Origin of the sequence: Alkalibacterium kapii, from assembly GCF_007988865.1 — a bacterium.
Classification (GTDB): Bacteria; Bacillota; Bacilli; order Lactobacillales; family Carnobacteriaceae_A; genus Alkalibacterium; species Alkalibacterium kapii.
The window spans coordinates 1-13,329 of record NZ_BJUY01000004.1; the positions used below are offsets into that span (position 1 = coordinate 1).

General features: G+C 36.6%; 13 protein-coding genes and 3 tRNA genes. 2 read left to right on the forward strand and 14 right to left on the reverse strand.

Translation table 11 applies throughout. The annotated features are described in order from the left end of the window. Positions 1-12: 12 nt before the first annotated feature. The 5 genes from AKA01nite_RS02360 to AKA01nite_RS02380 form a co-directional block, all read right to left on the reverse strand. Positions 13-84, reverse strand: a tRNA-Glu gene (locus tag AKA01nite_RS02360). A gap of 20 nt (positions 85-104) precedes the next feature. Beyond that, a tRNA-Ser gene (locus AKA01nite_RS02365) sits at positions 105-191 on the reverse strand. Positions 192-199: 8 nt separating this feature from the next. Continuing rightward, positions 200-272: transfer RNA gene (locus AKA01nite_RS02370), tRNA-Asn, on the reverse strand. 185 nt (positions 273-457) lie between these two features. Continuing rightward, positions 458-1,360 (reverse strand): diacylglycerol/lipid kinase family protein, encoded by a 903-nt coding sequence (locus AKA01nite_RS02375; protein WP_186805060.1) that lies wholly within the window; start codon positions 1,358-1,360, stop codon positions 458-460. A gap of 393 nt (positions 1,361-1,753) precedes the next feature. Beyond that, entirely contained in the window at positions 1,754-2,188 is a 435-nt protein-coding gene (locus tag AKA01nite_RS02380; protein ID WP_146923441.1) for a Fur family transcriptional regulator, read from the reverse strand. 197 nt (positions 2,189-2,385) lie between these two features. On the opposite strand from AKA01nite_RS02380, the gene AKA01nite_RS02385 reads away from it, so the two are divergent. Continuing rightward, a complete protein-coding gene (locus AKA01nite_RS02385; RefSeq protein WP_146923443.1) occupies positions 2,386-3,474 on the forward strand; it encodes an FUSC family protein in 1,089 nt (362 codons plus the stop codon). Positions 3,475-3,524: 50 nt separating this feature from the next. Here the strand turns inward: AKA01nite_RS02385 and AKA01nite_RS02390 are convergent, their stop codons facing one another. The 6 genes from AKA01nite_RS02390 to AKA01nite_RS02415 form a co-directional block, all read right to left on the reverse strand. Beyond that, positions 3,525-4,349 carry an SGNH/GDSL hydrolase family protein gene (locus AKA01nite_RS02390; protein ID WP_146923445.1) on the reverse strand — a complete coding sequence of 275 codons (825 nt, stop codon included), beginning with the start codon at positions 4,347-4,349 and terminating at the stop codon, positions 3,525-3,527. Positions 4,350-4,438: 89 nt separating this feature from the next. Next, positions 4,439-4,975: a nucleoside tri-diphosphate phosphatase gene (gene ntdP, locus AKA01nite_RS02395; RefSeq protein ID WP_146923447.1), complete on the reverse strand. Its 537-nt coding sequence runs from the start codon at positions 4,973-4,975 to the stop codon at positions 4,439-4,441. A 117-nt stretch (positions 4,976-5,092) separates the two neighbouring features. Next, entirely contained in the window at positions 5,093-6,217 is a 1,125-nt protein-coding gene (gene mutY, locus AKA01nite_RS02400; RefSeq protein ID WP_146923640.1) for an A/G-specific adenine glycosylase, read from the reverse strand. Between the two features lie 35 nt (positions 6,218-6,252). Further along, positions 6,253-7,206, reverse strand: coding sequence for a recombination regulator RecX (gene recX, locus AKA01nite_RS02405; protein ID WP_146923449.1), 954 nt, complete (start codon positions 7,204-7,206; stop codon positions 6,253-6,255). Positions 7,207-7,313: 107 nt separating this feature from the next. Further along, complete coding sequence (locus tag AKA01nite_RS02410) at positions 7,314-7,568, reverse strand: hypothetical protein (protein WP_146923451.1); 255 nt, start codon at positions 7,566-7,568, stop codon at positions 7,314-7,316. 70 nt (positions 7,569-7,638) lie between these two features. After that, positions 7,639-8,391 (reverse strand): general stress protein, encoded by a 753-nt coding sequence (locus tag AKA01nite_RS02415; RefSeq protein ID WP_146923453.1) that lies wholly within the window; start codon positions 8,389-8,391, stop codon positions 7,639-7,641. A gap of 341 nt (positions 8,392-8,732) precedes the next feature. On the opposite strand from AKA01nite_RS02415, the gene AKA01nite_RS02420 reads away from it, so the two are divergent. Continuing rightward, positions 8,733-9,500, forward strand: a complete 768-nt coding sequence (locus AKA01nite_RS02420) for a helix-turn-helix transcriptional regulator (protein WP_246116967.1) — start codon at positions 8,733-8,735, stop codon at positions 9,498-9,500. A gap of 112 nt (positions 9,501-9,612) precedes the next feature. Here the strand turns inward: AKA01nite_RS02420 and AKA01nite_RS02425 are convergent, their stop codons facing one another. From AKA01nite_RS02425 to aspS, 3 genes are all read right to left on the reverse strand, one after another. Further along, positions 9,613-10,563 (reverse strand): tocopherol cyclase family protein, encoded by a 951-nt coding sequence (locus AKA01nite_RS02425; protein WP_146923457.1) that lies wholly within the window; start codon positions 10,561-10,563, stop codon positions 9,613-9,615. Positions 10,564-10,641: 78 nt separating this feature from the next. After that, positions 10,642-11,541, reverse strand: coding sequence for a deoxyribonuclease IV (locus AKA01nite_RS02430; protein WP_146923459.1), 900 nt, complete (start codon positions 11,539-11,541; stop codon positions 10,642-10,644). Beyond that, positions 11,541-13,328, reverse strand: coding sequence for an aspartate--tRNA ligase (gene aspS, locus AKA01nite_RS02435; protein WP_146923461.1), 1,788 nt, complete (start codon positions 13,326-13,328; stop codon positions 11,541-11,543). The genes AKA01nite_RS02430 and aspS overlap by 1 nt, the downstream gene beginning before the upstream one ends. Between the last annotated feature and the right edge of the window lies 1 nt (position 13,329).

The window sequence follows — 13,329 nt, forward strand, 5'->3', positions numbered from 1 at the left end:
TTTTACCAAAAATGACCCCTACGGGATTCGAACCCGTGTTACCGCCGTGAAAGGGCGGTGTCTTAACCGCTTGACCAAGGGGCCATAAAAGCAAAAAAATAAAAAGGAGAATGAGGGATTCGAACCCTCGATACGGAAAACCGTATACACGCTTTCCAAGCGTGCTCCTTAAGCCACTCGGACAATTCTCCATTTTAAACTCCGCAAGCAGGGCTCGAACCTGCGACATCATGATTAACAGTCATGCGCTCTACCAACTGAGCTATTGCGGAAAATTTATCTTATTAACAACTCTTATATCGTAACACGGTAATAAAATTGTGTCAATAGTTTATGACATTTTTTGTAATATATCATGTATTTTCATCTTGAAATAAACCCGTCTTCCATTTTTCTACCTTAATGACTGAGACGTGACTGATAAAGAAAAATTAGAGATGAATAAGCCTATTTACTTTTATTCATCCTTCGGGACAAGAAAAGTAAATCGCTGAGGCAGGACTTCTATAATAATAGGAAATGCTGGTCCCTGATCACCGTCAACTGTTGTGAATGTTTTTTCATTTTTAATTTTCAATACCGCTTTTTTGAAAGGAGCAGTAAAAGCAATATCTTGTGTCTCATTAAATTCTTTGTTACTAAAAAGCAAGGCCTGCAGTACAGTCAATTTTTGTCCGATAGTGGAGCGTTTCATTCCAAACAAATGAAGTTGACCATCGTCAGCCTCAGCCCCATCAAAAAAGTTGGGAATTCCTACAATAGAACTGTTTATGCCGATCAGAATCAAGTTCAAGTCTATATCAAATTTCTTTTCATCAATATTTAATTCTATATCGTATGATTTTTCATCTCTCAGCGATTTAATGCCTTCCATGAAGTAAGCAGCCTGGCCAAATTTTTCTTTCTGCTCTTCACTGACTTCCCAGACTGTTTCTGGCACTGGTCCTGCTGAGACAGAACTTAAAAATACTCGATCATTAACTTTACCCGCGTCTGCTTTTTTTTCTTTGTAGTCCATTACCTGCGCAATCACTTTTTTAGGATCAGACGGAATACTCAATCCATTCGCAATATTATTCACTGTACCTGCAGGAATTATACCAATAACTGGGCGATATTTCTGTTTGTTTAACTCATTGACAGCCTCAGAAACCGTTCCATCGCCACCAATTATTATCAGTATATCATATGCTTCTTCACTCGCCTGCAAAGCAAATCGAGGAATGTCTTTTATACTTTCAGTTACTTTTATATCAACTTTCCGATTATTCTCTGAAAAAGTCTGTTTCGTAGTTTCAGCATACTCTTCTGCCTTTTTTTTACCCGATGAAGGATTTGCAATAATCATCACATCTTTCATTGAGTGTTCCCCTCCTACTCGTTCGTCCATCTCTATTGTACTACAGTTATCTTCGGGAAAAAAATATTAACAACTCATTCGAATTTAAACTGCACAAAAAACTTTCCTGTACAAATGGACATAAAACCTTTCGTACTCTTTAAATCACTGTATTTTCTTTGATAACAGCATACGTCCACCATAACATTTAAAATCCTTCTTTGATCCGTAAATATCGATCTATGCATGCAGTCAGATTTGCCACATGTTCCAAGTGTACTATGAAAAGATGCGTTCATTCTAAACCCGCAAAAGCTTTTGAATCCTGAATTATCCCCTCATCCAAAAGCTCATATCAGTATATTGTTAGTATTTAAAAATACTTCAGGCATAATCATGCCCCTTTGTTATCAGTTATTGCCTGTTGTTTACCTGACAGTCAGGACATAGTCCAAATATTTCAAGCCGATGTGACTGGACATCGTAACCGGTTAAACTGCTGGTGACTTCTTCTAGATCATCCAGTCCCGGGTAATAGATATCTTCTATTTTGCCGCATTGCGTACAAATGGCATGATAATGTTCATTCGATGCAAAATCAAAACGACTCGAATGATCCCCAAAATTCATTTCCTTCACTAAGTTCATTTGAGTGAATAAACGTAAGTTATTATAAACAGTTGCGACACTCATTTTGGGGAAGTCTTTTTCCAGTGCCTTATAAATCTCATCAGCTGTCGGATGGGTGTCCATATCGATCAAATATTCTAAGATCGCATGACGCTGTGGTGTAATGCGTATATTGTTATATTTTAATCTTTCTATGGATTGTTCTACTAAATAACTCATTTTTATCAATCCTTCTTTGCTTGTCTATCCAAATAATACCTTTTAAACATATTGTTTGCAAGAATGCGAACATAATCATCACTACTTATCTTTTTATTTTTGATCATTATATATTGATCATTAATTTATTAAATACAAGTGATTTGTAGTATAATACATGGTATAAGAATGAATGAAGAAAGTTGTGACTTATACTTATGAAAATAGGAGCTAGAACCTTCAAAACAAGTTTTGCCGTCTTTTGTGCCTTAGCGATCGCATCTTTATTTGGTATGGATGATTCTCTTTCGCTTGCAGGTATTTCTGTTGTGGCCTCTATGCAGCCTTCAGTTAAAAGATCGTTTTCTACTTTCAAGAACAGGCTGGTGGCAAATACAATCGGAGGTATTGTTGCAGTCATAATGACCTTAGGATTTGGCTCATCTTTTATTGTCGTTAGTTTATCCACTGCTATTCTTATTTCCCTCTTACATCAATTAAAGTTGAATAACGTTATCGGTTTATCGGCAATGACTCTAATCATAATAATGCTTTCGACTGACGGCGATGTGCTTTCAAATGCAGTCTATCGCGTTCTGGCTACATTTGCCGGAGTCGTTGTCGCATTTATTATCAACCAGCTCGTTCTACCACCTAATTATGAAGAGAAACTTTTTCATACAACCAATCAGGTGACCGATGACCTTACACGATTCATACGCGTAAATTTAAGAAAAAACAGCCAGCATTCTCTGATGCGTACAGATTTAAAATCTATCGAACAGTCTATAAAAGAAATGAAACGCCTGCTCAGTTTTTTAAAAGACAGCGAATGGCAGCCTTTTGTCAGGAAACGAGATCATTCATTCAAACGTACGCTCGTTGTTTATCGCCAGTTCATTCGAACAACTGAAGCTGCTTACTTTCTTGTTCGAACACTGCATGAATCCGAGAATGTTTACAATCATTTCCCTGAGGACTTACGCATTCTTCTGAGAGAAAGATTGGAAACATTGATGTCGGCTCATGAACAGATCATTCTGAAATGGAATGGTCGTGTCCTGCCTAAAGATGTTAACTTCATCGCATATAAATCAGATCTTAGGAAAAAGTTCATGCACTCTTTTTTCAATGAAGCCAGTTTAGAGTCTTATCTTGAAAATGATTATGGACAGAGTAATGCGGTAATTCATTTGATGTCATCTGTTTTAGAATATGAAGAACAGCTCCAGCACTTAAATAAACTGATCAGCAGTTTTAAAACGAATCATCCGGAAAATCATTCTGATATTCGTTCTTTGCACTAAAAAACAAGATGCCAGTAAATATAAGGCATCTTGTTTTTATTTCTATTTTGTTATATTTCTTCACTGAATACAGTATTCAGTATCTTAAATACCTCTTGATTTCCCAAATCGTTTAATCTACCAGCTTCATTATAGTTATCACCATAGGATTCCTCGTCTTCTACCGCATCGTGTAAAGGAACGATAGTCAAGTCGAAATCTTCAGCCACTTCTTTCATACGTTTCAAATAGCTTCTATAATCCAGAGAACGTGAATTCACCTGACCGATCTCCTGAGGCATCGGGTACGGTTCGAGAAGTAATACTTTTGTTTCCTTCATCGTCAAAAGCCGCTGCATCACTTTACTCATATACTCTTCTGTTTCTGTGAGTCCTATATCTCTAAGCTTGTCCGGCAAGGCAGGCAATCCATATATTACAAGGTCAGGGGATTCGTCAATCACTTTCTCTGCTGTCTGTTCTATGTATAAGTCGTACGAATTTGAGTCAGGTTGACTTTGGTCAGTCCACTCAAACTTGCCGCTGACTGATTCTTTCATCTCTTCTGTGATTTTTTTCAGCCAACGTTCATCAGTGCGGATATCACCGTAGTAAGCAAGCTTTACCTGTCCATTTTTCAGAGATTTATAGTCTAAGTATTCATACGTTGTCAGCTTATCTCGTTTCGATTCATAATCTTCCAGCGTGGCTTCACTTTTTTTTACTTCATCATTAATATCAAGGGCATCCGCTGGTTCTTCTTTATTAGATTCAGATAAACTTACCTGGTTTTCACGTAAGTTTTCACTTTTTGCAGCAGAGTAGCGTCGTCCGAATGTTATCGTTCCCGATACTGCAATGATTAGTAAAGGTATCATCATAACACTTTTTTTCATAATATTAGATCCTTTCTTTTTTATTTCTATAATTCTGCACAAGGAAAACAGCAGCAGACAGTTAAGTCCAGCTACTGTTCACATCACAATCATTTTTTTCCTGTTAACTGTTTATACCGGTTGTACCATAAATCAACATATCCCTCTGTAAAGGGGCCTTTCTCCTCATTGATCCAGTCAACGAGGATTTTGATGTGTTCTTTCAAAATGAGATCGATCTCATCGGGATAATCCCATTTTTTACCATGTTCTTCATATTCATCGACATCTAGCAGCCGTTTTTCACCATCTGGAAAGACTTTTACATCTAAATCATAATCTATATACTTAGCACCTTCTTCATCTATTAAAAAAGGTGAGGCCATATTACAGTAATAAGATGTGCCTTTTTGACGTATCATAGTTACGATATTGAACCAGTAATGCTTGTGGAAATAAACCAATGCCGGTTCACGTGTTTTCCATCTTCTACCGTCTGATTCTATGACTAAGGTGTGGTCATTGCAACCGATCAGTGCATTTTCAGTTGTCTTCAGGACCATTGTATCCCGCCATGTGCGGTGCAGGCTTCCGTCATGTTTATAACTTTTGATTGTGATGAATTCCCCTTCTTTTGGAAATGTCATCTTTTTACCAACTTTCTAGTGGTTTTACAGTATATTACTTTTCTGCAATCTCATGAGTTATTATATCATAAACAGAAGGCAATATTATAATGAATAGCTATATTAGGGTGGGTTTTGCTAAAAAAGAGTTAATGTCTCCACCAGGTTATTTACTTTTTGTGTTGGGACAGGGAACATTTCTTTATCGAACTGACTCATATGGATCCACTTCAGATTTTCAAAGCGAGCATTGTCTTCGAGGGCTAACGCTTCAAAAACGATCATTTCCCATTTAATATGAGAAAAGACATGCTTTAGGATACCTTTAGGCTGACTGTTCATCTTGATCTTCAGTTTATAAACCTCTGCGATATACTGTTCGAGTTCTCTTACAATACTATTATAATCATCTTCCTCATTAAATAATTTCCAGCCTTGTTCTTTAAATGTCTCTTGATTGATCATAATTGGAGTAAACATACCTGCCAGTACACCTTTACTGGGTCTTTTTTCATACAAGTATTCATCTTTTTCATTCTTTATCATCAAGGTGTAAAAAGTTTTTTCTGTTACTTTAGTTTTTTTCTTTTTTACTGGGTATTTTTCCCAGGTCTCATTAAGATAAGAAGCATTGAACTCTTTTACAGGACTTGTTTCAGGAAAATAGTTTTTTGGCGTACAAATTGTTGCGCCAAGATCCATTAAAGCCTGATTGAAATCTCCTGGTCTTTCTGGATCGATCAGATGGCGTATGATTTCTTCAAATACTTTTCTCGTAGAAACTTTACTGATATCAAGGTCGATTTCAAATAACCGGCTCAATACACGCATGACATTCCCATCGACCGCAGGCTGTGTCTGATTGAAAGCAATACTGGTTACAGCTCCAGCTGTATACGGCCCGATTCCTTTCAATGTCAAAACATCTTTATGATTCTCTGGAAATTTACCCTCAAAATCTTTCTGTATCTGTATGGCTGCCACTTTCATATTTCTTACACGTGAATAATACCCTAATCCTTCCCAGAGTTTGAGGAGGGTTTCTTCCGGTGCTTCGGCTAAATCTGAGATCTTAGGTAATGTTTTTATGAACCGGTTGTAATAAGGGATCACTGTATCGACCTGTGTTTGCTGTAGCATTATCTCAGAAACCCAAATATAATAAGGGTTAGTTGTTTCCCGCCAGGGAAGGTCTCTTTTGCTTTCATCATACCAATTCAGTAATGTTTGTCTAAAACGGTCGATTTTCTCTTCAGACCACATGGTGATATTATTCTTTTGCAGTACATTCTTTTGTTTCACGACTTTTCCTCTTTTTCTGATAAAAATTCTTCGATTAAATCTAATGGGTAACCTTTCTGATATAGAAATGTCTTGGTCTTGTGTCGCGTATTGTAGTTATCATGTTTTCGCGCATAACGTCTGTAAGCTTTCTCTCCTTGTTTGACTAATGCATCGTATTCATCTTCTTCGGTCTGCTCAAGTGAGATTTCCTCCATTACTTGGGTAATGATCTCTCTCTCAAAACCTTTAACTATTAATTGCTGCCTGATTTTCTGTTCGATTTCCCTATTGGATTTATTTCTTTGTTTTTTAAAGGTTTTCTCTATTAATTTCTCTGCATTCTCCAACTGATTTTCAACTGCATACTCTTCTAATCCGTAAGCAATTTCACTTGCTGTCAGGCCTTTTTCATAAAGCGAACGCTCTATTTTTTTTGGTCCTTCTGCTTTAAGCTGCCAGGTAGTTCTTACATAGCTTTTCGCATATTCTCTATCATTGATCAGTCTATGTTCTTTCAAACGTTCTATAACAGGTTCGATAGCAGTATATTCTTTTTTGATCAAATATTCTCGGATCTCTTTTTCAGTCCGCATTTTGAAATTGAGATAATGAAGTGCAGCTTGATAAGCTTTGCTCATTTCCTCTTTTTCTTTCAGTTCTTCTATCATGTCTTTATCTAGTTCTTTTCCTTTGATCAAGCGATACTTCACAAGCATCGAATCATCAACAGCAAAAGAGTAGACATCGTTAACATATATATTGAAGCGGTTTTTTGCTTTTTGAGCCTGCACCCTGGTTATGACAAATTCTGATCTTCTTCTTTTCTTATCTAACGTTTCTGTTTTTTCTGTATCTTCAGCAGCAGAGGACTTTTTTTGATCCTGTATCTCTTCTTTTCTGCTGGATCCTAATTCTATCAAGTTCGGGAGCGATTTATACCCATTTTCCGATTCTTTTTTTCTACTCATTTATTGACACCCCTAGTCGGATTATACTTCAGTATATCATTTATTTTATGACGTTTTAATGGTCAGGACACAAAAAAGTGCCCAAAAAAGTTTCAGGCACTCTTAAATCATTTTTTATTTACTTCATCTTCATCGTTTTCATCATCTGGATTAAGTGAAGCTTCCACTTCATTTCCAGGCGTTTGTTCTTTTGGTTTCCGGACTACTTTAGATTCATCCAATTCATTTCTCTGATATTCATGATCGATATAACCTAAAGCTGACTTTGTATCTGGTGCAGCGACGTCATCGTAAGAGGGATCGAATGCCGAATCTTTTTTGTGTATACGTGTGGGTCTTTCTTTTTTATCTTTGTCAATCATTACTTCTCCTCCTTTTATACTCATTTTTTTATTGAAGAGTCCGATTTCAAAATATAACCTTATTAAAGTATCATTTTTTATCTTGGTTTTCAGTATTTAACGGATTTTCTGATTTAGGTTTTACTACTCCTTGAGCTTTATTTTTGTAAGCATGTTCTGATTCTTCTCTTTCGACTGTTGCTTCTTCTCCAGTCAATTCAGGTTTTTCAAGATCAGTATGTTCTTTTGACACATCCAATGTTCGTTTATTGTTATCACTGTAATTTTCTTTTCGCATATCATTAGCCTGGGTGGGAGTTACTGAGTCATCTAAATGTTTGCTCTCTGTTGTTTCAGTATTGCTCACATGTGTGTGATCAAGTGCTTTAGTCTCTTCTGCGCTTTTATCAGTGAGTAATTTTTCATTTTCAGGATTTATACCATCGTTTTCCAGCACTTCCTCATTCACTTCTGATAATTCACTTTGCTTAGGTGCATCCGTATCAGCAAGCAGAACGATTTCTCCTGCTTTTAAAGCCTCGGTGTACTGATCTAGACGATTATGCGGTACCCCATATTCTATAAGTGTGTCATTATCCTTTTCACTGTCATAGGTGCCAAATGAAAAAGCTTCTTTCACTTTATCCCAGATCGTTTCTTCTTCGACTTCTACCTTATTTACTTTAACATTTTTTATAGATTCGATTTTTTTGTCATTTTCTCCATTTTTTTCCATTACAAGCATCAATTCGCTTGAAGTATATCCTTCTTCTTCAATCAATTTTTCTACCTGGGAGACTGCCGCCTCCTCATTTTGAAATGTCCCTAAAATATGGCGGTCCATATCTTCACCTTCCTGTATATTGTCATATTTTGTTCAATCTTCTACTTATAATGGTATCACTAGCTGTTCTTTAAGTAAAAGATAATGCTCTTACTCTATCTCATAAACATTGATATGAAGATTATAGCTACCATATTTTTTTGAAATTTGACAATAATTTATAAAATTCATATGAATGTATAAACTATTATACATTGTTTGTTGAATACTTCATAAAAGTGTTATAAAATAAAGTTTCAAATACTTTGTTTTCTAAATAAAGTGTTTTTTATATTACACTTTATGGTATATTTAACATAATAGCTATTATAGAATTCAGGTTGTCGGGAAGGACTATGCAAATGTCTAATAATAAGGATAAAGAACGATTAAAAGAAGAACGATTGAGTAAATTGGAACAGTTGACTATTGATTCAATGGATTATCGATATCTTATGCAGGATCAGCTAGTGGAAGCAATCAGTGCTGGCAAACAGGAAAAACTGGAAGAAATACTGCAGTTGATAGATATAGAGCGCGTATTCAAGTATATAGACAAAGATAATGAGAGTGACCGTCTTGAAGCTTTTAAGAACCATTTGAAAACTGTTAATACTTATTCCCGTATTGCAGCTAAAAACGGTGGCGTCCTCCCTTTATACCTTCATTTAATATTCGAGCGTTTTTCAATGATTATAAAGGATACCTATTCTATTGACTATCTGATCGATCATATTTATTTTGAAATTTTCAGAGAGTATTGTCATTCTGTTGTCCATTTTTCTACTTCAGATTACTCCTCAATTATGAAAGAAATCGTTACATACATTACTGATCATCTGACCAGCGAACTGACTTTGACTAATATTGCTTCAATCTATGGTATGCACCCTGTTCATTTGGCACGAAAATTCAAGCAGGAAACAGGTAGTACTTTTATCGGGTATGTCAATCAGCAGCGTATTTATCTGGCAAAATATTATTTCCATCTTGGTGAACATCAACTGAGTGAAGTAGCTAATCTGGCAGGCTTTAACAGCCATTCTTACTTTACAAAAGTGTTTAAAAAAATAACAGGAAAAACACCTACAAAGTACCTCAAAGATATCCCTGTTAATGAAAAAGTTTGACTTTCCGTTTCACTGTTTAAATAATCCAGTACTTTATACATAAAAAGTGATTGAACTTATATTTAAAACAAATGACGTTGCTTGGGATTTCCTCAACAACGTCATTTTTGGGTTAAGCATCTTTATTCCAATTAACACATTCAGCCGCACCATCTTCAGAATTTAAATGCAATGGTTCTTTGTTTTTTTGTTCAAATACCAGAGAAATAGTCGCTTTTACCGTTTCTTTGATCGCATAATCCATATTATTTTTCATTGGCGCGATAAGCTTATCACCATTTTTTAAACTGACTTCTGCGGTCAAAGACTTTTTGGCATCTTTGATTTTCACTACATAACTCTGCTGATCAGCAGCTACTTTAACTTCAGCATTAGCTCCTAAATATGTAGCAAATCGGTGTTCTTTTTCTCCATCGTGAAAAACGGCAATCGTTCCCATGAAATTAATAATACTCAAGTCGATTTCGGCCACTGACAAAAATACAGAACACTGTTCTTTCTCTTTAAAAATATTGGATTGGCCCCAGACATATTTATTTGGGAATGTTGATCCGCGATCTTTTTCAAGATACCCCATGCCGCTTGCTATAGTAATGCTTTCCCCATTCAGCACGATAGTTCCTGAAACTTTGTGACGCATGCTTATGACATCATGAGCACAAGGCATTTTTAGATATTCAAATGGACCCATAATGCTCGGAGAATAGAGACTTTTATCCAATGGAAGAAACTCTCCAAAGCTTAAATCCAGCATTAAATCTATTTTATCATCTTTAAGATGAGCTTTGACACTGTTCTTACTCAATACGAATGAGGGCATCAATATAGAATACGGATCCTTGACAACGGTAAATTCTTCTATAGGAAAAGTGATTTTGCCGCTTAAGGTCTTCCCTTTATATACTAAATTGTATTGTACAAAACATTCCTCTGCATCAAATAAAGCTACTCCCGGAATTAGTGCTAGAGTAAACTCTTTTTTTGGATCTGATGCTTTAACGTACCATCCTTCAAAATAAGGTGACTTAGCTTTGGTACCTTTGAAATCAAAACGATCAGCCATTACCTTTCCCCTTTCAAAATATATTTACATCAATTATAACAAAAAGAAACCTGTATCAGAACAGATTTCCTTTTTATCTTAACTATTTAAAATATCTAAAAGCAAATCAGGGTTGAATGTCTTGGCTTTCAGCATCTTTATTTCATGTTTGTACGGCGGTCTTTTGTTTTTCTTGTCTTCTCCTACGAAAGGTGTTTCAAGTATTTTAGGAAGACGGGCTAGCTTCTCATGATGAACGACATAATTCAAGGCTTCGAATCCAATCTCACCAAACCCTATATTAGCATGTCTATCTTTACCTGCGCCTCGTTTATTTTTTGAGTCATTGACATGAATGACTTTCAACTTATCCAGCCCAATTACTTGGTCAAAATCTTTTAAGACACCATCAAAATCATTTTTGATATCATACCCGGCATCATGCGCATGGCAGGTATCCAGAGTAATAGAAACTTTATCTTTCAACTCTATTTTATCAATGATCATTGCCAGCTCTTCAAATGAACGTCCGATTTCAGTCCCTTTCCCTGCCATCGTCTCTAAAGCGATCTGCAGGGTCTGTTCTTCATGAATTATTTCATTCAATCCTTTTGCGATCTGCTCGATCGCTCGTTCACTGCCAGCACCGACATGAGCTCCGGGATGCATCGTCATTTGTGTGACACCAAGTGCTTCCGCACGCCTGATTTCTTCTCTCATGAACTGAACAGCAAAACCGTAGTTCTGTTTTTTTATTGTATTTCCAAGGTTGATGATATAAGGGGCATGAACAACAATATCAGAGACATCGATATTGTTTTTTTTCATGTAGGTCTGTCCCGCTTCGATATTCATATCTTCTTTATCTTTTCTACGGGTGTTTTGAGGTGCACCTGTATAAATCATGAAAGTATTAGCACCATAAGCAACAGCATCCTCAGCTGCGCCCAAAAGCATCTTTTTTCCCTTCATAGACACATGAGAACCAAGCAGAACCATTATTCTCCTCCCGTTTGTTCTTCATCAATTTTTAGACGTAATCCAAGTTCTGCCAGCTGTTCACTTGATACAAATGATGGGGCATCAGTTAATGGATCCACTGCTTTACCATTTTTAGGAAAGGCAATGACTTCACGTATGTTGTTTTCACCCGCAAGAATCATGACCAGGCGATCCAATCCAAAAGCAATGCCGCCGTGTGGAGGGAACCCATAATCCATAGCATCCAATAAGAATCCGAATTGATTATACGCCTCTTCTTTGGAAAAGCCCAGCGCAGAAAGCATCTCTTCCTGCAGTTCTCTTTTGTGAATACGAATGGACCCGCCACCAATTTCATAACCATTTAAAACAATGTCATAAGCATCTGCCATTACATTCTCAGGTTCAGCAGCCAGCTTTTCTATATCTGCCTCAACAGGTTTTGTGAAAGGATGATGGGCGGCATTGTAGCGTTCTTCTTCTTCATCATATTCAAGTAGTGGCCACTCAACAATCCAGGCAAACTTGAGCTCTGATTCATCGATCAGGTTCAATTCTTTACCTAAATGAAGTCTTAAGGCACCTAAGGCATCATAGACGACACTTTTATTGTCCGCTACAAACAATAATAAGTCTCCGGCATCTGCATCCATTTTTTCTATTAATGCACGACTTATTTCTTCATCATTAAAAAACTTGGCGATCGAGCCTGTCAAACCTTCTTCAGTCATTTTCATCCACGCAAGCCCTTTGGCCCCGTAAATTTTAGCAATAGTTTCTAAAGCATCGATATTTTTACGGGAAAACTTTTTGGCTGCTCCTTTGACTGTCAGTCCTTTGACCATGCCACCATTTTTTACAGCAGAGGAAAATACTTTGAAAGTGGAATTTTTGGCTATTTCATTTAAATCGACCAATTCCATATCAAATCTTAAATCTGGTTTATCACTACCAAAACGTTCCATGGCTTCTCTGTAAGTCAAACGTTTGAAAGGCGCTTTCAAAGTAATGCCTTTTACTTCTTTAACCAGTAGGACAAGTAATTTTTCTATCATACTCTGAATATCTTCTTTTTTCATGAAGCTGGTTTCTATATCCACTTGAGTAAACTCGGGTTGACGGTCTCCTCTTAGGTCTTCATCTCTAAAACAACGAACGATTTGATAGTAACGATCATATCCTGAACTCATCAGCAGTTGCTTGAAAAGTTGAGGTGATTGAGGCAATGCAAAGAATTTACCCTGATTGACACGAGAAGGAACAAGGTAGTCTCTGGCACCTTCAGGAGTGGACTTTGTTAAATAAGGCGTTTCTATGTCCAAAAAGCCTTCATCATCTAAAAAATCTCTAAATACTTTTTTGACCTGATGGCGGAGCTTCATATTATCCTGCATTTTCGGTCTTCTTAAATCAAGATAACGGTACTTTAATCTCAAATCATCAGACACTTCCGCAGCATCTGCTATTTCAAACGCCGGCGTTTTAGCTTCGCTTAAAATGTCTACTTTCTCAGCTAGAATCTCAATTTCACCAGTATTCAAGTTTGTATTTATCTGCCCATCTTCTCTTAAGACAACTTTTCCTTCCACTGCAATAATAAATTCTGATCGGATTTTTTCAGCTGTTTCTAAAGCTTCTTTATTTTGATCAGTATTAAAGACAACTTGTACCAATCCTTCGCGATCTCTTAAATCTACAAAGATCATACCTCCTAGATCGCGACGTTTTTGTACCCATCCTGCGACCTTGACTGTTTCATCTTTGTATTTACTGGTGATCTGTCCACAATATGCTGTTCGTTCCATG

What these genes read in the sequence shown, in the direction of transcription:
- AKA01nite_RS02420 (WP_246116967.1), top strand. Translation starts at nt 8,733, where the DNA reads ATGTCTAATAATAAGGATAAAGAACGATTAAAAGAAGAACGATTGAGT.
- aspS (WP_146923461.1), bottom strand. Translation starts at nt 13,328, where the DNA reads ATGGAACGAACAGCATATTGTGGACAGATCACCAGTAAATACAAAGAT.
- AKA01nite_RS02375 (WP_186805060.1), bottom strand. Translation starts at nt 1,360, where the DNA reads ATGAAAGATGTGATGATTATTGCAAATCCTTCATCGGGTAAAAAAAAG.
- AKA01nite_RS02425 (WP_146923457.1), bottom strand. Translation starts at nt 10,563, where the DNA reads ATGGCTGATCGTTTTGATTTCAAAGGTACCAAAGCTAAGTCACCTTAT.
- recX (WP_146923449.1), bottom strand. Translation starts at nt 7,206, where the DNA reads ATGAGTAGAAAAAAAGAATCGGAAAATGGGTATAAATCGCTCCCGAAC.
- ntdP (WP_146923447.1), bottom strand. Translation starts at nt 4,975, where the DNA reads ATGACATTTCCAAAAGAAGGGGAATTCATCACAATCAAAAGTTATAAA.
- mutY (WP_146923640.1), bottom strand. Translation starts at nt 6,217, where the DNA reads ATGTGGTCTGAAGAGAAAATCGACCGTTTTAGACAAACATTACTGAAT.
- AKA01nite_RS02415 (WP_146923453.1), bottom strand. Translation starts at nt 8,391, where the DNA reads ATGGACCGCCATATTTTAGGGACATTTCAAAATGAGGAGGCGGCAGTC.
- AKA01nite_RS02430 (WP_146923459.1), bottom strand. Translation starts at nt 11,541, where the DNA reads ATGGTTCTGCTTGGTTCTCATGTGTCTATGAAGGGAAAAAAGATGCTT.
- AKA01nite_RS02410 (WP_146923451.1), bottom strand. Translation starts at nt 7,568, where the DNA reads ATGATTGACAAAGATAAAAAAGAAAGACCCACACGTATACACAAAAAA.
- AKA01nite_RS02385 (WP_146923443.1), top strand. Translation starts at nt 2,386, where the DNA reads ATGAAAATAGGAGCTAGAACCTTCAAAACAAGTTTTGCCGTCTTTTGT.
- AKA01nite_RS02380 (WP_146923441.1), bottom strand. Translation starts at nt 2,188, where the DNA reads ATGAGTTATTTAGTAGAACAATCCATAGAAAGATTAAAATATAACAAT.
- AKA01nite_RS02390 (WP_146923445.1), bottom strand. Translation starts at nt 4,349, where the DNA reads ATGAAAAAAAGTGTTATGATGATACCTTTACTAATCATTGCAGTATCG.